14 protein-coding genes are annotated in these 22,727 nt (G+C 45.7%); 6 read left to right on the top strand and 8 right to left on the bottom strand.

What is annotated here, in order from left to right; all coding sequences use genetic code 11:
- The 3 genes from QUA47_RS14755 to QUA47_RS14745 form a co-directional block, all read left to right on the top strand.
- A partial coding sequence (locus QUA47_RS14755; RefSeq protein WP_333431279.1) for a WD40 repeat domain-containing protein occupies positions 1-1,571 on the top strand: 1,571 nt, incomplete at its 5' end.
- Positions 1,568-2,692 carry an ATP-binding protein gene (locus QUA47_RS14750; protein WP_333431278.1) on the top strand — a complete coding sequence of 375 codons (1,125 nt, stop codon included), beginning with the start codon at positions 1,568-1,570 and terminating at the stop codon, positions 2,690-2,692. The genes QUA47_RS14755 and QUA47_RS14750, both read left to right, overlap by 4 nt.
- Positions 2,693-2,974: 282 nt before the next feature.
- Positions 2,975-3,556: an HAD family hydrolase gene (locus QUA47_RS14745; protein WP_333431277.1), complete on the top strand. Its 582-nt coding sequence runs from the start codon at positions 2,975-2,977 to the stop codon at positions 3,554-3,556.
- A gap of 15 nt (positions 3,557-3,571) precedes the next feature.
- Here the strand turns inward: QUA47_RS14745 and QUA47_RS14740 are convergent, their stop codons facing one another.
- The 5 genes from QUA47_RS14740 to ftsH2 form a co-directional block, all read right to left on the bottom strand.
- A complete protein-coding gene (locus QUA47_RS14740) occupies positions 3,572-4,801 on the bottom strand; it encodes an ATP-binding protein (RefSeq protein WP_333431276.1) in 1,230 nt (409 codons plus the stop codon).
- Positions 4,802-4,807: 6 nt separating this feature from the next.
- Positions 4,808-7,354, bottom strand: coding sequence for a PAS domain S-box protein (locus QUA47_RS14735; RefSeq protein ID WP_333431275.1), 2,547 nt, complete (start codon positions 7,352-7,354; stop codon positions 4,808-4,810).
- Positions 7,355-7,475: 121 nt separating this feature from the next.
- Positions 7,476-8,765 (bottom strand): aminopeptidase P N-terminal domain-containing protein, encoded by a 1,290-nt coding sequence (locus tag QUA47_RS14730; RefSeq protein WP_333431274.1) that lies wholly within the window; start codon positions 8,763-8,765, stop codon positions 7,476-7,478.
- A gap of 147 nt (positions 8,766-8,912) precedes the next feature.
- Positions 8,913-9,314, bottom strand: a complete 402-nt coding sequence (locus QUA47_RS14725) for a hypothetical protein (protein WP_333431273.1) — start codon at positions 9,312-9,314, stop codon at positions 8,913-8,915.
- Positions 9,315-9,447: 133 nt separating this feature from the next.
- Complete coding sequence (gene ftsH2, locus QUA47_RS14720) at positions 9,448-11,334, bottom strand: ATP-dependent zinc metalloprotease FtsH2 (RefSeq protein ID WP_333078184.1); 1,887 nt, start codon at positions 11,332-11,334, stop codon at positions 9,448-9,450.
- A gap of 322 nt (positions 11,335-11,656) precedes the next feature.
- Between ftsH2 and QUA47_RS14715 the strand changes: the two genes are divergently transcribed.
- Positions 11,657-12,739 carry a ParM/StbA family protein gene (locus QUA47_RS14715; protein ID WP_190655682.1) on the top strand — a complete coding sequence of 361 codons (1,083 nt, stop codon included), beginning with the start codon at positions 11,657-11,659 and terminating at the stop codon, positions 12,737-12,739.
- A gap of 20 nt (positions 12,740-12,759) precedes the next feature.
- Complete coding sequence (locus tag QUA47_RS14710; protein ID WP_333431272.1) at positions 12,760-13,278, top strand: hypothetical protein; 519 nt, start codon at positions 12,760-12,762, stop codon at positions 13,276-13,278.
- A 181-nt stretch (positions 13,279-13,459) separates the two neighbouring features.
- Here QUA47_RS14710 and QUA47_RS14705 read toward each other — a convergent pair whose 3' ends face one another.
- The 3 genes from QUA47_RS14705 to QUA47_RS14695 form a co-directional block, all read right to left on the bottom strand.
- Positions 13,460-14,383: a hypothetical protein gene (locus tag QUA47_RS14705; protein WP_333431271.1), complete on the bottom strand. Its 924-nt coding sequence runs from the start codon at positions 14,381-14,383 to the stop codon at positions 13,460-13,462.
- A gap of 237 nt (positions 14,384-14,620) precedes the next feature.
- Positions 14,621-16,021 carry a magnesium transporter gene (gene mgtE / locus QUA47_RS14700; RefSeq protein WP_190655688.1) on the bottom strand — a complete coding sequence of 467 codons (1,401 nt, stop codon included), beginning with the start codon at positions 16,019-16,021 and terminating at the stop codon, positions 14,621-14,623.
- 280 nt (positions 16,022-16,301) lie between these two features.
- Positions 16,302-16,652, bottom strand: a complete 351-nt coding sequence (locus QUA47_RS14695) for a hypothetical protein (RefSeq protein WP_333431270.1) — start codon at positions 16,650-16,652, stop codon at positions 16,302-16,304.
- A 569-nt stretch (positions 16,653-17,221) separates the two neighbouring features.
- Here QUA47_RS14695 and QUA47_RS14690 point away from each other — a divergent pair.
- Positions 17,222-22,708: a PAS domain S-box protein gene (locus QUA47_RS14690; RefSeq protein ID WP_333431269.1), complete on the top strand. Its 5,487-nt coding sequence runs from the start codon at positions 17,222-17,224 to the stop codon at positions 22,706-22,708.
- Positions 22,709-22,727 lie beyond the last annotated feature (19 nt).

Genomic DNA, 22,727 nt, shown 5'->3' with positions numbered 1-22,727 from the left:
CTGGTTCAAATGACGAAACGCTCAAAATCTGGGATTTAACCACTGGAAAGGAACAGTTTACTCTCAAAGGTCACAGCAAATCGGTAAATGCAGTCGCCGTGACTCCTGATGGCAAGCGGGCGATTTCTGGTTCAAATGACGAAACGCTCAAAATCTGGGATTTAACCACTGGAAAGGAACAGTTTACTCTCAAAGGTCACAGCGACTCGGTAAATACAGTAGCCGTGACTCCTGATGGCAAGCGGGCGATTTCTGGTTCGTGGAGTAACAGCATCAAAGTTTGGGATTTAACAACTGGAAAGGAACTGTTTACTCTTAAAGGCCACAGCTACTCAGTAAATGCAATAGTCGTCACTACTGATGGGAAACGGGTAATTTCTGGTTCCTGGGACAAAACCCTCAAAGTCTGGGATTTAACAACTGGAAAGGAACTGTTTACTCTTAAAGGCCACAGCTACTCGGTAAATGCAATAGCCGTGACTCCTGATGGCAAGCGGGCGATTTCTGGTTCCTGGGACAAAAATCTCAAAGTGTGGGATTTAACCCCTGGACAAGAACTGTTTACTCTCAACGGTCATAGCGACTCGGTAAATTTAGTAGCCGTCACTCCTGATGGCAAGCAGGCGATTTCTGGTTCAGATGACAAAACCCTCAAAGTCTGGGATTTAACCACTCGAAAGGAACAGTTTACTCTCAAAGGTCACAGCTACTCGGTAAATGCAGTCGCCGTGACTCCTGATGGCAAGCGGGCGATTTATGGTTTAGATGACAAAACCCTCAAAGTCTGGGATTTAACAACTGGAAAAGAACTGTTTACTCTTAAAGGTCACAGCTACTCGGTAAATGCAATAGCCGTGACTCCTGATGGCAAGCGGGCGATTTCTGGTTCCGATGATAAAACCCTCAAAATCTGGGATTTAACCACTGGAAAGGAACAGTTTACTCTCAAAGGTCACAGCAATTGGGTAACAGCAGTAGCCGTGACTCCTGATGGCAAGCGGGCGATTTCTGTTTCCTTAGACAATATACTCAAAGTCTGGGATTTAACCACTGGAAAGGAACTATTTCCTCCCGAAGAAGGTGATAGGAGTTGGATAAAAACAGTAGCTGTCACTCCTGATGGCAAGCGGGCGATTTCTGGTTCAGATGATAAAACCCTCAAAGTCTGGGATTTAACCACTGGAAAGGAACTATTTACTTTAAAAGGTCACACCTACTCGGTAAAAGTAGTAGCCATCAGCAGTTATGGCAAGCGGGCAATTTCTGGTTCCTTAGATAATATCTTCAAAGTCTGGGATTTAACAACCGGAAAGCAACTGTTTACTCTCAAAAGTCACAGCAATTCGGTAAAAGCAGTAGCCATCAATGCTGATGGCAAGCGTGTGATTTTTGGTTCAAACAATACTATCAAACTCTGGGATTTGTCGAGTGGAAAGGTTATTGCCAGTTTCACGGCTGAAAGCCCGATCGCCTCTTGCACCATCGCACCCGATGGAGTCACAATTGTCGCAGGCGACACATCCGGCCGCGTATATTTCCTGCGGCTAGAAGGGGTGGAGGAACTAACATGAATTCTTCACCTCTCTCAACTCCCATCTCTACCACTGCTTACCCAAAAGAATTTCAGCAACTCCTGCGAGAAAAAACCGAGAATTTTGCAGGCCGCAAGTTTGTTTTTTCTGCCATTTCCGACTTTCTCAACTCCCACAGCCGCGGTTATTTCACAATTGTCGGCACTCCCGGCTGCGGCAAAAGTTCCATCCTCGCTCAATATGTCAGGGCCCATCCTCGCAGTATCTATTACAACGCTGCAGTTGAAGGCAAAAATCGAGCTGAAGATTTTCTCGCTTCTGTCTGCACTCAACTGATTGACAAATACCTTGCCGCTAATGGGGAAACATCCGAAATCCTAAAGCTCAAATCTCAACTTCAAAATCTTGAATCCGATGATGGGAGTTGGTTTCTGTCTTTGTTGCTTCAGCAAATTAGCGATAAATTAGCCGATCGCCAAAAGTTGATAATAGTCATTGATTCTGTAGACGCGATCGCCCGCACCAGTCAGCCTCCCAGCACAAATCTGTTTTATCTGCCGAGATATTTGGGCGATCGTACTTATTTTATCCTCGCCCGCCGCCCGTTTTTGAGAGAGAAATCCGGTTTGTTAATTGAAACGCCCTCTCAAACCCTCGATTTAAGAGATTATCCCGCCCAAAATCGGGAGGATGCGCTGAACTACATTCAGCAATACCTATCAACCGCACCGGATTTAACTGCACCGGAATTGGATCAACAACTCGCAACTGTCAGCGAAGACAATTTCATGTATCTGAGTCAGATGTTACCTGCCATTAACGAGAATTCACACCCCGATGCTAATCTGGGGGAATCCTCAGTTGTCTCTGAACTCCCTCCCGGTTTAGCAGCGTATTATCAAAACCACTGGCTGCGGATGAGAGGTGATGGCTTATCGGCGATCGAGTTGTCTGTGCTGAATGTTTTGGTACAATCAACAGCAAGTTTATCTGTAAGTGCGATATCCAATATAATTGATGAGGATGAATACGATGTTGAAAAAGCGTTAGACAATTGGATCGAGTTCTTAACTAAACAAGAAATTGGAGGAGAAATTTGCTATAGCTTGTATCATAATAGTTTCCGCGAATGGTTAGGCAAACAATCTATTTTAGAATGATGATCGTACCTAGATTTTCGCTGTGCCAGCCTATAGTCTTCCTTGTCCAGTCTTCCCGATCCCCCCTAACCCCCCTTAATAAGGGGGGGACAAGAGTAGTCAAAGTCCCAAGCGGAAAAAGAGGAGGACTGGAACACTCAAAGTCCCCCTTATTAAGGGGGATTTAGGGGGATCTAGACTCGACTATAAACGATAGATACAAAGGTTTTTAGGCTTAAGTTAACACCAACGAACACTGCCGCATCCTCACCCTAAACCCAATTTTCAAGCAACAATACAACCATGAAACGAGCAGTATTTCTTGACAGAGATGGCGTTCTCAATATCGAAGCCGGTTACATTCACAAAGTAGAAGATTTGCATTTAATCCCCGGAGTCGCCCAAGCTGTACGCCGTTTAAATGACCAACAAATATTTTGCTGTTTGGTTTCCAATCAATCCGGCCCGGCGAGGGGTTATTATCCGGTTAGCCACGTAGAAGCTTTGCACAAACGCCTCTGTCAGCTATTAGAAAATGAAGCAGCAGCCAAGTTAGATGCTCTTTATTACTGTCCTTATTTAAGCGAAGCCGAAGGCGGAACCAACCCAGAATTTACGCGGTATACAACGTGGCGAAAACCAAATACAGGGATGTTGGTAGCGGCGGCTTGGGAACAGGATTTAGATTTGCGAAATAGTTTTATGGTCGGAGATAAAGCCACTGATGTTGATATGGCTCACAATGCCGGCTGTACTGGTATTTTGGTGCAGACTGGTTACGGAGAAAGCGTGTTGAGTGGGGAGTATCAGCACCATACTAAACCGGATTTTATTGCAGCAAATTTAGCCGCGGCGGTGGAGTGGATTTTGCAACACTTTGATTAGTATTTGTAGTGGCATTTAAGTTGTGGGCCGTTGAGTCTTACAGGAAAGTGCTACGTAAGGAAGCGCGACTGTGAAGGTTGTACCGATGCCCATTTTGCTTTCGCAGGCGATCGCACCTCCTTGCAATTCCACAGCTTTTTTAACAATTGTTAATCCCAAACCGTTACCTTTAATCTTCCCAGTATTCTTGCATCGGTAAAACATTTCAAATATTTTCCCTACTTCAGTTTCTGGGATGCCGATACCTTCGTCTCGGATGCGGATAATTAGTAAGGGAGAGTTAATATTGGTAAAGTATGAATTGGAAAAGAAAGAGTGAGGAGACAAGCAGAAAATAGCTTCTTTGTCTCCTTCGCTTGCTGGACGGCATTCCAATTCCAAGGTGACTTGCCCGCCGTTGGGGGAATACTTGATGGCGTTGACGATTAAGTTAGAAATAATGCCGTGCAGCAATTGTTGATCTAACATCGCGCTGGTAACATCGGACGGGATTAATGTTAGTTTGTGTTTGGCTTCATTTCCTAACTGCAATTGATCGAGCAAGTCTTGACAAAATTCGACTAAATTTATCGGTAATGGATTGCATTTGAGTTGGCCTGCTTCTGCTCGACCCATGAACAGCATATCGTCGATTAGCTGGTTCATCTTTTGGGTAGCTGAGTGCACCAGCCGCAGGGTTCTCACTTGGGATTCGTCACTGCTGCGAGTTCGCTCGAGCTTTAGCAGTTCCGCAGAGATTAAAATCGCGTTGAGCGGGTTCCGCAATTCGTGAGCGGCCATTGAAATATACTGGTTTTGGCGGTGCGATTTTTCTTCCATCGACTCTCTGGCTGCTTCCGCAGCTTTGAGAGCTTCTCGCATCTTGGTTTCGATTTCGTGTCTGTGCAGGGCAATCTCGATCGCCACCCGCAAATCATTTTGTTGAAATGGTTTGATAATATAACCGAATGGGTCTGTAAGTTTCGCTCTTTGCAGCGTTTGATCGTCGGCATAAGCTGTTAAAAATACTGTCGGCACATCCCTATTAATTCGGATTTTCTCGGCCGCTGTCACCCCGTCCATGTCACCTTTAAGCACGATATCCATCAACACTAAATCTGGGGGGTTTTCTATTGCTTTTTGAATGGCTTCTTCTCCTGAAGAAACTGTAGCTGTTACTGCATATCCCAGTTTTTTTAATCGACCTGCTATGTCTTGGGCTACAATAACTTCGTCTTCTACAACCAAAACTTTTATAGAGTTCATTTTTACTTAAATGCGCCGCCGATAATTTAACTCTTTAAAAATTAGATTATAGCAGATGCCACACTGACTGTCAATGGCAAGCGTTCCCTCTAATTGGTACGCCAACATTTTTACTAATCGCAATCCTAAAGTTTCACTATTTTCTATATCTAAATCTGCCGGAAATCCGCGACCGTTATCTTGAATAGTTAAATGAAATTGGTGGTCATTGATTTCATGAAATTTAATAGCAATTTCACCTTCTAAACTTAAAACAAAGGCATATTTTAAAGAGTTAGAAACCAGCTCGTTAATAATTAAGCCGCACGGAATGGCTGTTTCTATGTTTAAATAAATTGGGTCAACTTTGAGGTTAAATTGGATGGGAGTGTTCCCACAACCAAAAGATTGATACAAATTAGCAACCAAATTTTCGACGTAGGGGGAAAGGGCGATCTGATCGAGATTTTCGGATTGATAAAGTTGCTCATGAATCAGAGCCATTGAATGGATGCGGGTCTGGCTTTCTTCAAATAAAGTTAGCGTAGCTTCGTCTTCAATGTATTGAGCTTGAAGTTGCAGCAGGCTAGAAATTATCTGCATATTATTTTTGACTCGGTGGTGAATTTCTTTGAGCAATACTTCTTTTTCGCGGAGTGCTGCTTGAATGCGGGCCTCGGTAAATTTGCGATCGCTGATATCTTCAGCAATACCCGCGATGCGGTAAATTTTGCCCGATTCGTCGTAAATGGGAAAAGCTCGATCGCATAACCAGCGCATTGTGCCGTCTGACCGAAAAAACCGATATTCGGTACTGGTGGATTCGCCCTGTAACACTCTCCTAATTGCCTCTTGCAACAAAGGTTTATCCTCGGGATACACCCACTCCATGAATTTTAAGGGCTCGGCATACAATCCTTCGCGACTGCGCGCCCAGATTTGGTCGTAAGCTGGACTCAGATACAATAAATCGGTGAACTCAGCAGAAATTAGCCAGAAGCAATCTTGGCTATTTTCTGCTAACTGGCGGAAGCGTTCTTCACTTTCGCGGATGGTTTTTTCGGCCTGTTTGCCTTCACTTATATCTTCTGCAATGCCAACGATCCGGTAAACTTGACCAGCTTGATTTCTAATCGGAAAAGCCCGATCGCGAATCCAGCGGATTTTGCCGTCCGGCCTGACAATTCTATATTCTATCTCGTCTTCCGACGCAATTCGTCTAGTTAAATTAGCAATAACGCGCTCGCGATCTTCTGGATGGAGGGAATCTGCAAAAAAGCGCCCGTTAGCATACAAATCAGCGCAGCTTCTGCCCCAAATCTTTTCGTAACCCGGACTGATATAAATAATTTCCTGGGGTTGAACGTTTACCATCCAAAACACGCTTTCAATGTTTTCTGCTAGCTGTCGGAACCTTTCTTCGCTTTCTTTCAGCGCTGCTTCGGTTTTTTTGCGATCGCTAATATCGCGCTGGACGCCAAAATACCCGACGATTCGGCCGTGGGAATCGTAAATGCAAATATAGTCGCCTTCCACCCAAATTATATCCCCGTCAAACTTGCGATTGTCATTTTCGATATGAATTCGGCCTTCATCAAAAAATTGCTTGATTATCTCTCTGCAGCCAGTAAAGTTGTGGGAGAATAAAGAGTCAAGCGTGCGGCCAATAAACTGTTCCCTAATACCTCCGTATTGAGCTATCAAAGCATCATTCGCCTTGGTTACCCGCCCGTTAGCAAACACGTAATCCAAAACTTTTTTTTTGTCAACTGTATCGTCCCAGTGCACGGGTTCGTCCAGCATCACAAAGAAAAAGCCATCTAAAGATTGAGAAAAAAACAGTTCTAGCTGTTCCTGGCTTTCCCGCAGAGCTTTTTCGGCGCGCCAGCGAGAGAGAATTTCTTCCTGCAATTGATCGTTTGCGGTTTTCAAGTCTTCAGTGCGCTTTTGATATTTAATTTCTAGCTGATTTTTGATTTCTTCGAGCGCTATTTCTGCCTGTTTTTTTTCGGTAATATCTTGAGTAACGAGCATTCCTGCAAAAATTTCTTCCCGGTCATTTTCGACGGGAGCAACTGTTATTAAATAAACGCGATTTCCGTATTTATATTCAAAAGTATTCTCTTTTCCCGCCAAAGCCGCACGATATTTAGTCTCAAAAAGTTGCCAATCTTCAGGTGGGGATACTTCCCACAAGGTTTTGCCTTCCAACAGTTCTTTAGACAAACCAACTGCTGCCAAACCTTGACCGTCAACCAGAGTATAGCGCAAATCGCGATCGAACAACAACACCGAGCCATTTGGATAATGTTTGATGAGAATTCGGTACATTTCCTGGCTTTTTTCCAGAGATGCGATTAACTGAATGCGATCGCCCTCGGTGATATCGGATTCAGTTGCGGAACCAGAAAAGCCAGCATTTTCGACGGCTTTGAGTTGTGCTTCTAATTTCTGGCACAATTCTCTCTGCTGCTGCAAATCCTCTTCTAGTTGCCGAATTTTTGCTTTTTGCTCTGCTACTAATGCTTCGCAGGTTTCGAGAGGTCGATCGCCCTTTGTAGGATCAATACACATAATGCTTTATGTTTTGCAGTTGCGGACTTGAGCTTTTTCAAGCCAATACTAACAAAGCTCAAGCCTTCCCTGCTAAGTTAATTAGCCAAAGTTTTTCTTAACTTCTTCCTTCCTTCTTCCTTCATTTAGGAACTCCAGCCGTCAAGACTTCATGACAATCCGCTGTCACCAAAACATCATCTTCAATTCTCACGCCAATACCGCGCCATTTTTCAGGAACCTCCGGCTGTCCTTCAACAGGCTTAATATAAGGAGAAATATAAATCCCCGGTTCCACAGTCAGCACTTGTCCTGCCTGCAAAACTTGCGGATTTTCGCCGTACTGATAAACACCCACATCGTGCACGTCCAATCCCAGCCAATGACCAGTGCGGTGCATATAAAATGGCTTGTATTTCTCTTCTTTAATTATCTCTTCAATGTCCCCCACCAAAAGTTTTAAATCCATTAAGCCTTCCACCAAAACGCGCACCGCTGTTTCGTGAATTTTGCTGTAAGGATTTCCGGGATAGACTTGACTAATTGCCTGCAATTGTGCTTGCAAAACTAAGTCATAAATTATCTGTTGTTCGGCTGTAAATTTGCCGCTAACAGGAAAAGTGCGAGTAATATCGGCGTTGTAGTAGCCGCAAGCACAACCGGCATCTATTAGCAGCAAATCGTTTTCCTGCATTTGCCTGTTGTTTTCGATGTAGTGGAGGACGCAGGCATTGTAACCTGATGCAACAATTGAAGGGTAAGCCGGAGTGCAGCCATTTAAGCCAAAAGTATGTTCTATTTCAGCTTGAATTTCATATTCGTATCTGCCCGGTTTGGCGAATTCTTGGGCGCGGTTGTGCGCTGCAACTGAGATATTAGCCGCTTTTCGCATTAATGCTAATTCTGTTTCGCTTTTCACCAGCCGCATCGGGTGTAAAATAATGTTGGAATCTTCGATTGCTGTCGGCCCTGTGCCGCGTTTCGGGTAGGTTGCCATCAAGCGCTGCCAGTGATTGAGGACTGTTTGGTCGAAAGTACGATCGCGCCCGAAGTGATAGTATATGCGATCGGCTTTTTCTAAATATTTCGGCAATTTTTCCGCAAGTTCGGCGATGGGGAAAGCTTCATCCGCGCCGTACAATTCCTTAGCGCCTTCTACTCCGGCGCGATAACCGTGCCAAGTTTCTTTTTCCAAGTCTTTTGGCTGCACAAACAACACAAATTTGTGTTCTTCGTGGTGCGGCGCGAGCACTGCTACCGCCGCAGCTTCGTTGAAACCGGTCAAGTAGAAAAAGTCGCTATCTTGTCGGTAGGCATATTCTACATCGTTGTGCATGACAGCAGCGGGGGCGCTGCGAAATATCGCCGTCCCGCTGCCAATTTTTGCCATTAATTGTTCGCGTCTTTGCCGGTATTCGGTGGGGTTTGTCATCCGATTTTAGATTTTAGATTTTAGATTTTAGAGTGAGTGTAATATTAACACTCGGCGGTTGAAATCGCTGCTTGTCCGACTTGCACCCGCAAGCCCAAGGTTGAAGATATAGGCGAGCGGTTTTTTTTCGGGGTATACTTATTTATTCTATTGTTCTGCGATCGCCAATTTACAAGTATAGTCAACCAGCCGAGATAAAGATGAGTTGCGATCGACTAAAGTCCATCTCGGATCGAAATTAGACCAATTTTCGCCATCTTCGCTAACTCTAACAGTTCTAAACTGTCGCTGCTGGCAGTTAACTTCCATTTGCGCCAACAATTTCTCGTTACTAAACTGTTGAGTTCCTAAAATAGTTCTGACTGGATAAGAAGGAGCACCGGGAATATCCGATTTGTTTAATTCAACGCTGCTGGGGTCGATGCAAATATCTACAAAACATCTTAATTTTTCAGCGCGGGCGCTCAAAGTATTGACACAAACAAAAATAAAAGTTGCTATTAAAAAAAATGACGAATTATTAGTATGTATGGCAAATTTAGTATTCATCTGCGTTAATTGGCGTTTAGGGGCGGTTTAATATTATTGACAGTTTAATAAAAAAGTAGGGACGTGGCAATAGTGCCACGTCCCTACTTTTTAAAGACACGGCAGTGCCGTGTCCGTAATCTTTAAACAAGTCTTAAAGCTGAGGAACGTATTGTTCTTTTTCAGGAACAAAAGTGTATTCAGAGACGATTAGGCGCAACTCTTCGCCGTCGATGGTTTCTTTTTCGATCAACAAATCGACTAAACGATCGATCACGGTGCGATTTTCGCGAATAATTCGGCGGGCGTCGTCGTAGCAGTGATCGACAATCGATCGAACTTGTCCGTCAATCCGAGAGGCTATTTCTTCGGAATATTCCGATCGCGCTGTATAGTCCCGGCCGAGGAAAATTTCGCTTTGTTGAGCTTCCAGGGCGATCGGGCCCAAGGTAGACATCCCATAGCGAGTCACCATTTGCCGCGCCATGCCGCTTACTTGCTGCAAGTCGTTGCCGGCACCGGTGGTTACTTCGGCATCGCCGAAAACTACTTCTTCGGCCGCGCGACCGCCCAAAGCACCGCTAATCCGGGCTAAAATTTGCGATCGAGAAATCAAACCTTGGTCTTCGCTGGGCATGAACCAAGTCAAGCCGCGGGCCTGTCCGCGAGGAACTAAGGTAACTTTCTGAACGGGATCGTGGGCTTGAATGATTGTACCGACGATCGCGTGGCCGATTTCGTGGTAAGCAATCAAGCGCTTGCTCTTGCTGTCCACCAAGGGAGTGCCTTCCATACCTGCTACCACGCGATCGACTGCATCGTCAACTTCGAGCATCGTAATCGCTTCTTTGCGGCGGCGGGCGGTTAAAATAGCCGCTTCGTTGAGCAAGTTAGCCAAATCAGCGCCGGTAAAACCAGGAGTGCGGCGGGCGATGGCGTCCAAAGAAATTTCCGCAGACAGCTTCTTGTTGCGCGCGTGAACTTCCAAAATTTCCAAGCGGCCTTTAATATCCGGCGTATCTACGGTAACTTGGCGGTCAAAACGTCCCGGACGCAGCAACGCTGAGTCGAGCACGTCGGGGCGGTTCGTGGCAGCAATGATGATAATGCCAGTATTGCCCTCAAAACCGTCCATTTCCGTCAGCAACTGGTTCAGGGTTTGTTCCCGTTCGTCGTTACCGCCGCCGATACCGGCGCCCCGTTGGCGGCCGACTGCATCGATTTCATCGATGAAGATGATGCAAGGAGCATTTTCTTTAGCTTTCTTGAACAAGTCCCGAACGCGGGAAGCGCCGACACCGACGAACATTTCAACAAATTCCGAACCGGAGATGCTGAAGAAAGGCACGCCGGCTTCGCCTGCGATCGCTTTTGCCAGCAGGGTTTTACCGGTTCCGGGAGGGCCCACTAGCAGCACGCCTTTGGGAATCTTCGCCCCGACTGCGGTGAAGCGTTCGGGTTTTTTGAGGAATGTCACTACTTCTTGTAGTTCTTCTTTGGCTTCCTCAACGCCTGCTACGTCGTCGAACAGTACGCCTGTTTTAGCTTCCATTTGAAAGCGAGCTTTGGATTTGCCAAAATTCATGGCTTGGCCCGGGCCGCCGGGAACGTTGCCACCGCGGCGGAAGAGGAAAAACAGGCCTCCTACTAACAACAGGGGAAATACTAGATTGCCTAAAAGTCCCCAGACAGCACCGTCGTTGCGTAGTGGGTGAGTGTCGAAGCTGATTTTGGAGTCTCTGAGCCTAGAAACCAGTTCCGGGGCATTTGAGGGCAAGTCTACCCGCCACCGCTGCTCGTGATTGTCCAGTTCGGGATCGACTGCTAGGACAATAGCCGTCCGACCTCCGTCGTAAAGGTCAACGCTGGTCACTCGACCGGCGTTTAAGTAATCTAAGAATCGACCGTAGCTCAGGCGGGTGCTGGCGGTGTTCTTGCTCATTTCTGCCGGGGATGGGGCAAAGGCCCCCTGCCACAAGAAAAAGCCGATGACTAAGGCGGGTAAAGTCCAAAGTAGTATAGTTCGCCAAGAAATTTTCATAAATGCGGATGCCTTGAATGGGGGACAGATCGGGTAAGATCGCGGTGTCGGAGAAGTGCGACAAAAGTTTACACTCAGAATCTTAACTAAATTTAACTTAACAATGCACTCTCAGGCAACAGAGCTTCGACCACGATCGCTCCAGAAAAAGTTAGGTTAGTTACGGTAAGGGCGATCGTCCCGAATATAATGTTTGGTGCTGATTTCGATACCGATCTAGGTAGAGTTAGAAGAATCGCCGCAAAACCCACTGTCTTTAAGCGTGGCAGTGTCAAGGGATAAGGCATGATAATGGTGAGGCTCAGTGAGGTAACACATTTCAATGACAACTAGACAGCTTGTTCCTAATTCGGCTATGCTGACCCAGCAGACTAAAGTCGCTTCTAACAAATCGATTATTAGTGCTGATTTGGGTCGGACGGCAACTAAAGCTTGCGTGAGTCGCAACCCGAGTAGCGTTGTTTTCATCCCTGCCAACGTGGCTACTATGCCCGTGGAAAAGGTGCGGGGTGGCAGCTTTGAGTCGAAAGCAACAGACCCTCTGTTGGATATGTGGCTGGAGTACCAGGGCAAGGGGTACGCGATCGGTCAACTGGCGGCAGATTTTGGCGCTAATCTCGGTGGCGCCGACCAGTCGAAAGTAGTAGATGCTTTGGTTAAGGTCTTTTCCTGTGCTGGATATTTCCAGATGAAGGGCGAAGTAGCAGTTGTGCTGGGTTTGCCGTTTTATTCGCAGGATCAGTTTGAGAAGGAAAAGGAAGAGATTATCAGCCAACTGCGCTCTCCCCACGTTGTGGTGTACCGGGGCGAGCGTGTGGATATTAACATCAGTCACGTTTGGGTGATGCCGGAAGGGTTCGGCAGCCTAATTTGGTGCGAGGCTCAAGATAACAAGGAGTTTACGCCGGAGTTGCCCGAACTGTCGGTGGCGGTTGTTGATATCGGACACCAAACTACCGATTTGTTAATGGTCGATCGTTTCCGGTTCGCCCGGGCGGCTTCTAAGAGCGATTCCTTCGCAATGAACAAGTTCTACGAACAAGTTGCCTCAAAGATTCCGGGAGCAGACCCTCAATCGCTGTCTTTACTGGAAGCGGTGAATAAACCCGAGGGCCAGCGTTTTTACCGTCCCAGAGGAGCGACTAAGCCGACTAATTTAGATCCGATTATTAAGGATTTGCGGGAGGCTTTCGCTAACGAACTGTCCGAACGTTTGGTGCAGTGGCTGCCGGAACGTGTGACGGATGTGGTTCTGACTGGCGGGGGCGGCGAGTTTTTCTGGGAGGTTTTGCAACCTTTGCTTAAAGACGCCAATCTTAAGGCTCACTTGGCTCAGCCTTCCCGGAAAGCTAATGCTTTGGGACAGTTTATTTATGCTGAGGCTCAGCTAGCCACGATAAAGTAACGCATTAAGGCTTGAACCCTATGGCACTGTGGGCAAAAAATAAGGCGAATTTCTCGGTGGCGTTTACGGAAGATGCTGCGGATCAAACTTTGCTGGCCGCTATTGAAAAAGAGTTGGCTTTCACGAAGTATCAGACTTTCAGCAATCTCTGCAAGCAAGCTTTGTGGCAGTTTTTGTCTGTATCTGAGTCTGCTAGCTCTACACAGAGCTTTCAGCGGTTGGAACAGCGCATTGCTGAACTTGCGGTCAAATTTGCTGAGTTTGAACACAATGTTTCGGCAGAGGAATTAAGCCGTTTGGAGGGACTGGAACATCACCTGAGTCAACTCAGCGCGCAGTTGGAGCAGTTGCATGGGACTGTTAACAGTAAGTTTGCTCAAGTTTCTTTTGCCCAAGTTTCAAAAGTAGTAGAGCCTGGCCCGATTGAGTCTGAATCTGTGGCGGATGATAATGTAGTGTCTGATGCTGAAGTTGCTCCTCCTCGGAATTCCGATCCTTTGTTGGAGCGTTTAAGTTCTTTGTTACCCCAAGATTTCTAAAATGAGGTAGACCCAGGCTAAAAAGTCTGGAGATGTAATGTTAGTGGCCCGCTGTTGGCAGCCGGTACTGAATACAGAAACAAAGCGATCGCTCTTTTGAAAAAAAAGGGCGATCGCTTTGTTATTGCCGATTTTAGATTTTAGATTTTAGATTTACTCATTTTTGTCTATACCCTTCCCCTTATTCGATTAATCCTAATTTTTGTAAGCGCAAACGAATGGCACTAGGCTGTCGCTGAAATCTCTGAGCTAATTCGTCAATTTGTTGACCGCTAGCATATTCTTTCTTCAAATTTTCGTCTTCATCCTGACTCCACTTGACATAAGCTCTGGGATATTTCTGGCGAATTTTCTCATTCGGGGTTTTAGGTCGATAACCATTCTTTTGCTCGCCATTCAAACCAGAACCAAACTGTGGGTTAATTTCTCCACCCCGACTAGCTACCGCCTCCTGCACGCGGTTGGGAATCACAGCAATTTCTTCAGATAGCTGAGCCAAAGCATTGTCTACTTTTTGCTGAAGTTCTGTTAGCTGCCGCTGCTGCAAACTCCCCCACTGCGGCAGTTCGTTGATAAACTGCTGCAAGTCCAGAATTATTGTGGTCAAAGTTTCGACTTGTTGCAACTCCGGCCGCTGTTTGAATTGGCGGCTGGTTAGTTCGATCTCGCTTTGAATCATTTTAATAGTTTTTTCTAAAATTATTAGTCGCTGGCGCAGGTTCTCAATTGCGGAAATGAGAGAGTGTACGTTTTCTCCAGCCCCAACATTGAGATTTTCGCGAGATGTTTGAGCAACAGCTTCGTCTAAAGCATTTACAGCAAGTTGCAATTCCTCGATCGCGCGATCGGTAGTAGCTGCTTGTTGATTTACGCGATCGAACGTGGCCGCCGTACTTGCTTTAACTTGCCCGTGCAGCTTCTGCCGGTTCACAAAATTCAACACCAACGAAATCACTACAGGCACTTGAGCATAAACGCTCTGCCCCCAAACCAAACTAGCAGCCAATCCCACAGCAGAGGCAGCAAGAAAAACCAATTCAGCAGTTTCTAACAAATTGCTGGACGTGGGATTTTGGATTTTCGTTGGTGAATTGGATGATGACATAGGCTAATACCATTTTAGATTTTAGATTTTAGATTTTAGATGTGGAATGACTGATGAAGCTCGGAGTTTGGATCGCGGGCCTATAGTTGCATTATTTTTTTCAACAGGTACAAGTATGCGGATAACAATAAAGTACGCGAGCGCAGCTATCCGGTAGGGAATCGCACGCAGGCGTCGAATTGAGTAATGGTGAAAAACCAATTAAGTTTTTTATTGACAGCCATGTAATTAAATATATTAAAGCTGCAAAATTAGTCGAGCTAAAGTGAAATAAATCAAGACCCCGAGGACATCAACTGCGGTGGTAATAAAGGGAGCAGACATTAAAGCGGGGTCTAAACCCAAAGAACGAAATAGAAACGGCAGAGCTGAACCGGCAATAGAAGCTAAAATTGCGATCGCAAACAAACTCACTCCCACCGCGAGTGCCACTGCTAAACTCCCTTGCAGAGTATAAGCCCAGCCCGTCGCTACAGTCCCCAATATACCTCCTAGCAGCGCTCCCGCCATCCCCTCCCGAACAATTACTTGAAACGGGCCCATTGCTGTAATTTCGTCAGTGTTCAAACCGCGAATTACAACAGTTGAGGACTGAGCTCCGACATTGCCTCCAGTGCCAGTCAGCAAGGGAATAAAGGCTGCTAAGGCGACTACTTGGTTCAAAATATCTTCTTGAGCTCTAATAATTGCGCCGGTGACAGTATTAGTTAAAAGCAGAACAAACAGCCACACGACTCTTTTGCGAGCAACGGTAATTAAATCGGTCTGAAAATAATTGTCGCCGCCGGACTGGACGCCGCCCAAGGTATAAATATCTTTGGCTGCTTCTTGTTCTAAGATGTCGATCGCGTCGTCAACTGTAATGATGCCGACCAGCCGCTGTTCGCGGTCTACAACGGGCACAGCTAAAAAATCGTAACGCTGGATCAGCCTAGCTACTTCTTCTTGATCCGTTCCTGTTTGAACAGAAACTACGTCGCGGGTCATAATTTCGCCGACAGTTTTGTCGAGGGGCGAAGTGACTAAATCCCGCAAGGATAAAATGCCAGTCAAGCTGCGTCCGGCGTCGGTGACGTAAAGAGAATAAATTGTTTCGGTAGTTCTAGCCAAAGAGCGAATTCGGTCTAAAGCTTGGGCGACGGTAAAGCTTTCTTTCAGAGAAATATATTCCGGGGTCATGATCCGACCGGCGGTACTGGCTTCGTAACCCAAAAGTTGAGCCGTAGCTTCCCGTTCCGTCGGGCTCAATTCACCCAACAGGCGACGGACTAATATTGCCGGCAGTTCGTCAAACAGTTTAGCTCGATCGTCCGGGGACATTTTGTCTACAATATCAATGACTTCTTGGCGTTTGAATTTTTCGCAGAGGGACTGCTGAACGCTGGAGTCGAGATATTCGTAAACTGCGATGGCTTCGTCTTTGGAAAGCAAGCGGAAAGCTATTACTTGCATGGTTTCTGGCAGGCCTTCGATAGCTTCAGCTATGTCTGCTTCCTGCACCGGGTGCAAAATCGCTTTTGCTCCTTTAAAGTCTCCTTCTTCCAACAGGGCCCTTAACTGCGATCGAACTAATTCCCGGAGTTCTTTTCGCGCGTAGGTGGGTAGAGAAGACGATTGATAATTTTTTTCTGTTGTCACTGATGACCCTCCTAAACCTGTGCTGCGCGCCTTCCTGAATCCAGTTTAGAGCCTATTGACGCCACTGGTTGCAGTGGTCATCGCACTTGCCCTGACAATATCCGCAGCTTATATGAAATCCGGCTTAAATACCCCTTTGTTTCTTAGTCGCTCTCAGCGAGGACGAAAGTTGGACTTTTGAGCGATTTCCATCGTCGAGTCGGAGCAAAAGGTTTTTAACGCGGATTTAGTATTACCCCTCTCCATCGGGTGCGCGCGAAGCACCTTAGCCGAGTGGGTATTAAATACATTTATCTCCATCGGCGACACTCATTGGTAGGAAAGGAGAATTGCGCCCGCTCACTTTTTCCAACAGGTTCGTCGAACTTTGATTGCGAATAAAATTATTGACTGTTTCTTTCCATTCAGTGTCGCTTACTGGCAAGATTATGCCGTAGGAAATGCAGGTTAAAGGCTGCTGCTGTATAATAGAATATTGGCTTTGAGTTACACCCTGTCTCAGCGCTTCTGGGACTAACAGCATCCTGTCGCTAGCGAAGGCATCGGTTGTGCCGCATACCGCATCTTTTACACCCGACTGTCGGCCCGTGATACCTTCATAAATTGCCTCCGAATAGTGTAGAATTCTCAAAAAACAGAGGTGACATTACAAGGTGTGTAACAATGTGCCTCTTGTGGGATAAACATTCTTGGCGCTCTTACTTTTATTACGGAATGTTTAAATTTGTATCTTTTTCTTAACCCTTTTATATTATTTACCAAATATTTATTTTTTTCTCTAGGGTCTTGTTATGGTTGCTTCAAGCGAACTTACAGCACTTTGCAACAAGAGTGAAATACCCTTAGTTATAAAAATAGCTCTGTATGACCCACTGCCCCTGCTGCTCGAATCAAATGCTGCGTCACGTTGGCCAGCATCAAATCTACTGGTTTTGTCGCCAATGTTGGCAAACAATACCTATTTACAATCTGAACAGATCTAGCTCATCGCCCTATATAAATATAGTTAAAGGGCTAGGGGTTAAGAAACAACATTCTTTACCGATGCAATTTAACAGCTCAACTTAGGGGGTATAAAGTTTATAGATGGCTTTATTATTAACTGGCTTTCAGGTAAAACCTTAGTTTTATTGCATCATTAAATTACCCAAGTATATCCCAAAAGATTGAAGAAAGCTCTATTCATCTATCGCTTAATTTATGGTAATCCCTCGACGCAACGTAATTATAAGTTTAGGCCAAACACCACTTAAACGATTGCTACCTCTTTTGCTGGGTGTGGTGGCCTCTGTTGCTGTTTTATTTACGTGGCAACAGCTAACCATCAACGGACAAATCCACATCGAGCAGTTAATTCAGCAGGAAGCCAATGCGATTCAGTCCCAACTGAGCGAAGGATTATCAATTCGGGTGTTGACACTTCGTCAAATGGCGAATCGCTGGGAAGCTAATGGCGGTACACCAAAGGCTCTTTGGGAAGCCGATGCTGAGGCTTATGTAAAGGATTTCTACGGTTATCAGGCGATCGCATTAGTCGATCCATCATTTAAAGTGCGATGGGTTGCGCCCCTGGCAGGGAATGAGGCAGCGCAAAACCTAGATTTTAATCGGGAACTGCGTTGCAAAATTACTTTGCAAGTAGCTCGTGATTTGCGTCAACCTATCTTAAGTCGCAATATTTCACTTGTTCAAGGGGGTGAAGGGTTTCTAGCAACTTTTCCTTTATTTGTAGGTAATCAATTTGAGGGGTTTATTGTCGGAGTTTTTCAGTTTAAAACTCTATTTGACAGTATTTTAAAAGTGTCACACGGGTACAAGGTGGCTATCTATGCTGGCACAAATTTGATCTACGGTCAAGAGATTTTATCTCACTATTTACAGCCTAAAACAGTTGTAGTGAAAGCCTATAGTGTAGACTGGCGAATAGATGTTTATCCAACTTTAGAGTTACTAGAAAGAAACTTTTATTTGCCAATAGTTGTGTTAATAGGTGGCTTAATTTTAGTTGGGTTGCTTATGTTGGTCGTGTATCTCGCACAAGTTAGTTATTCCGAAGTCGATAAATTCAAAAAAGCCAATCGCCAGTTGCAATGGGAAATTCACCAGCGACAACAGGCAGAAATGGCGATCGCTCGACTAGCTGCAATCGTTGAATCCTCGGAAGATGCCATTCTCAGTAAAGATTTAGAGGGTGTAGTTACAAGTTGGAATGTAGGAGCAGAAACAATTTTTGGCTATACAGCCGTCGAAATAGTAGGGCAATCAGGGACCAAACTGATTCCCGCAGACTATCGAGATGAGGAAAACGAAGTTCTCACCAAAATCCAGCGAGGAGAACGCATCGAACACTACGATACAAAGAGGCTGAGGAAAGATGGAACATTAATCGATGTCTCGATGAGTGTCTCCCCCATTAAAGATGAAACAGGGAATATCATTGGAGCCTCAAAGATTGCTCGGAATATTGCTGACCGCAAACAAGCAGAAGCAGCACTACGTCAAAGTGAAGAACGCTGGGAACTGGCTGTACGCGGTAATAACGACGGCATTTGGGATTGGAATGTTCAAACCAACGAAGTCTTCTTCTCTAGTCGCTCGAAGGAAATCTTGGGCTATGAAGAGAAGGAAATTCAAAATAGTGTAGATGAATGGAGAAATCGGGTACATCCCGATGATTTGGGATGGGTAATGCAAGCCGTTCAAGACCATTTTGCCAAGAAAACTCCTTTCTATCTCACAGAACATCGTATTCGCTGCAAAGATGGTTCCTACAAATGGATTCTCGATCGCGGTCAGGCACTTTGGGATAATGCAGGTAAGGTAATTCGGATGGCTGGCTCTCACAGCGACATTACGGAGCGCAAGCAAGCTGAAGTTGCTTTACAGGTAAGCGAAGCCAGATATCGGCAATTGATCGATAACTTAAATGCGGGTTTTGTGATTCATGCGACAGATACCAGCATCCAATTATGTAATGAAACGGCGGGTGAATTACTAGGGCTTTCAATGGATCAAATGCTGGGAAAAACCGCGATATCTCCGGCCTGGCATTTTGTGCGGGAAGATGGCAGCGTTCTGCCCCTACAGGAATATCCGGTCAATCAGGTTTTATCCACTGGAAGTTCCCGGAAAAATTATCTCTTAGGAATTAAAAAAGACATTGATAGTTGTGTTTGGGTATTAGTTAATGCCTACCCCGAGATCGATAAAAACGGTCAAATTACACAAGTTGTAGTTACCTTTATTGATATTACTAAGCGCAAAAAAGTAGAGCAGGAAATCCAAACAACTCGCAATTTCTTACAAGCACTGTTGGATCATCTACCGGTGGCAATTTTTGTTAAGGACGCAGAGCCTAAACGATTTGGCCTATTTCAGTTTTGGAATAAAACCAGCGAACGGTTATTTGGCATCTCATCCGAACAAGCGATCGGCAAAAGCTGTTATGATTTTTTCCCAATAGAACAGGCTATATTTTTTGACCAAAAGGATAGAGAAGCCTTTGAGAAAGGTAAAACTGAGGATATTCTCGAAGAAGTTATTGACAGTCATAGTCTGGGTCAACGTTGGCTGCATACTGTGAAGATTCCCATTTACGACGAGCAGCATCACCCCCAGTACCTACTTTGTTTTTCAGAAGATATCACCGATCGCAAACACGCAGAAGCAGAGCTTAGAGAAATGAGTGAGGTGATGAAAAATGCGGTGTCCGGCATTTCCAAACTGGATATACAAGGGCGTTATCTCTATGTGAATAAAGCTTATGCTGACATGACAGGCTATCAGCCAGAAGAAATGATCGGGATGTCCTGGGAAAATACGATACATCCCGACGAATTGAAAAAACTGATTACCCTCTATTGGCCGATGGTGAAAGAGGGCAGAGTGGAAGTTGAAATGAAAGGAATTCGTAAAGACGGTTCGGTTTTTTACAAACAAATGGTGATGATTTCAACTTACGACGAACAGCAGCAATTTTTGGGGCATTACTGCTTCATGAAAGATATTAGCGATCGCAAAAAAGCCGAAGTTGCACTCGAACAGGAACTTCGGCGAAGTAAAGGCTTTTTCAACACTTCCCTGGACGGTGTTGTTATCATGGATCGGCTCGGAAACATAGTCGATTTTAGCCCGAGTTTTGCGCGGATGCTGGGCTACACCCTGGAAGAAACCATGAATCTTAATGTCTTTGATTGGGATGCTCAATGGACGAAGGAAGAACTACAAGTTATGTTAACAAAAGAGAAAAATCTTCCTCTGTTTGAGACGCGACATCGGCGTAAGGATGGTTCGGAGTATGACGTGGAAATTAGCTGGAGCCGGGTGGAATTAGAAGGTCAGATGATGCACTTCTGTATTTGCCGGGATATCAGCGATCGCAAACGGAACGAAGCGGAACGCCAACAAGCAGAACACGCACTCCGAGAGAGTGAAACTCGCTTCCAAGCCTTTATGAATCACAGCCCTGCCCCTGCCTGGATTACCGATGGAAATGGTGTAATGCTCTATGCCAGCCAGACTTATCTCAATACCTTCGAGTTACCCACTGAGGATCTGATTGGAAAATCGATTTTTGAACTTTACCCCGTCGCCATTGCCCAACAATTTTTAGACAATATCCAAACGGTTGCTCAAACCAACGAGCTAATGGAAACGATTGAGATTGCGTCCCGTCGAGATGGAACCCTGGGTGAGTTTCTGGTTTACAAATTTCTCATCCCCGACTTATCAGGGCAAATGCTAGTAGGTGGTGTGGCGATCGATGTGACGCGACAGCATCAAGCGGAAACCGCTTTACAACGGAGTGAGGAACGCTTAATGCTGGCACTAGAAGCCTCTGGAGATGGACTATGGGATTGGAAAATTGAAACTGGAGAAGTTTACATTAATTCCTACTACCAGGAAATGCTGGGTTACAAGCCGGGTGAATTGGTGATGGATGTGAACGTCTGGAACCAGATCATTCATCCTGATGATAAATTCTGGGTTTTGGAGTCTCTGAATAGTCACTTGCAAGATAGCTCAGTTAAGTATGCCTTTGACTATCGTGTGCGTTGCAAGTCAGGTGAGTGGAAGTGGATCGCTAACTACGGGAAAGTCGTTGCCTACAATGAAGATGGTAAGCCTTTACGAATGATTGGAACGCACAAAGACATCAGCAATCGCAAACGGAAAGAACTGGCACTGCTGCACGCAATGGAAGCAGCAGAAGCCGCGAACTTGGCAAAAAGTACCTTCCTAGCCAATATGAGCCATGAATTACGCACTCCTCTCAACGTAATTCTAGGATTTGCCCAGGTGATGACCCATGACCCCTCTTTAACTTGCAAGCAAAAAGAAGACCTGCAAACAATTCGGCGGAGTGGGGAACACCTCTTGAGTTTGATTAATGATGTGTTAGATCTTTCCAAAATTGAATCGGGACACTTCACAGTGGAAGAAAGCGGATTTGACTTAATTTCGCTGCTGCATTCCCTCCGAAATATGTTGGGGGAACGAGCAAGTTCTAAAGGACTTGACCTTTGTTTCGAGATTGCGCCAGAAGTTCCCCAATTTATTATTGCCGATGCTCAAAAACTGCGCCAAGTTTTGCTCAATCTGCTGAGTAATGCCATCAAATTTACCGATCGGGGAAGCATTAGTTTGCAAGTCAGCATTAAGGCGGACGGTACAGGGGCATTAACCACACCTCGGCCGATTCTCCAGTTTGTAGTCGCTGACACAGGTGTAGGGATTGCATCGGTCGAACTCAATACTATCTTCGATGCGTTTGTGCAAGCCCAAGCTGGGAAGCGATCGATCGGCGGTACCGGGTTAGGTCTAACCATCAGCCGCAAATTGTTGGAACTCATGGGCGGAAAAATTTCTGTCAGCAGCACTGTGGGACAGGGGAGTACCTTCACCTTTACCCTTCCCGTCAGCCCCATCAGTGGAGTTAACGTTACACCCGAAGAGAATAACCGCCTCGTGATTGGGCTGGCTCCGAGTCAACTGGAGCATCGCATTTTGGTGGTTGACGATCAAGCAGAAAATCGCTTGCTAATGGTCAGATTACTGACACAATTAGGATTAGAGGTAAAAGAAGCTACCAACGGACAGCAAGCGGTGCAGATTTGGCAACAATGGCAACCCGACCTAACCTGGATGGACATTCGGATGCCCGTGTTAGATGGATACGAGGCTACGAAGCAAATTCGGGCAATGGAAGACGGACACAACAGTATCATTATTGCACTTACGGCCCAGGCTTCCCAGAGCGATCGCGCCCTCGCCTTAGCTGCTGGCTGCAACGACTACATCAGCAAGCCCTTCCGGGAACAGACCCTATTTCTTAAGATGGCGGAATACCTAAGTTTAGAATATGTATATGAGGAAGAGGAAACAGAAAAGGGGGAACGGGGAACAGATTGTTTTCCTTCTTACCTCTGTTCTGTTTCCCCTGGGGTTTCAGATTCCCTCGATCCAACGCTTCTGGCGACATTACCAAAAGTATGGGTGGTTCAGTTGGAAGATGCTGCTTTATGTGGGGATGATGTTGCGATCGTTGAACTGGTAGCTCAACTTTCCTCAGACCTCGCTCAATTCGGTACTCATCTGACGGAACTCGCCAACCAGTATCAATTTGAGAAAATCATTAATCTAATTCAAGGTAATTTCCCCAGTGGAATTCCTCCATTGGATTTATAAGCTGTTGTGCAGTTAAACG

The organism is Microcoleus sp. MON2_D5, assembly GCF_036701905.1.
Classification (GTDB): Bacteria; Cyanobacteriota; Cyanobacteriia; order Cyanobacteriales; family Microcoleaceae; genus Microcoleus.
The sequence above is the reverse complement of the archived record's forward strand: the minus strand, read 5'-3'. Positions and strand labels throughout refer to the sequence as shown.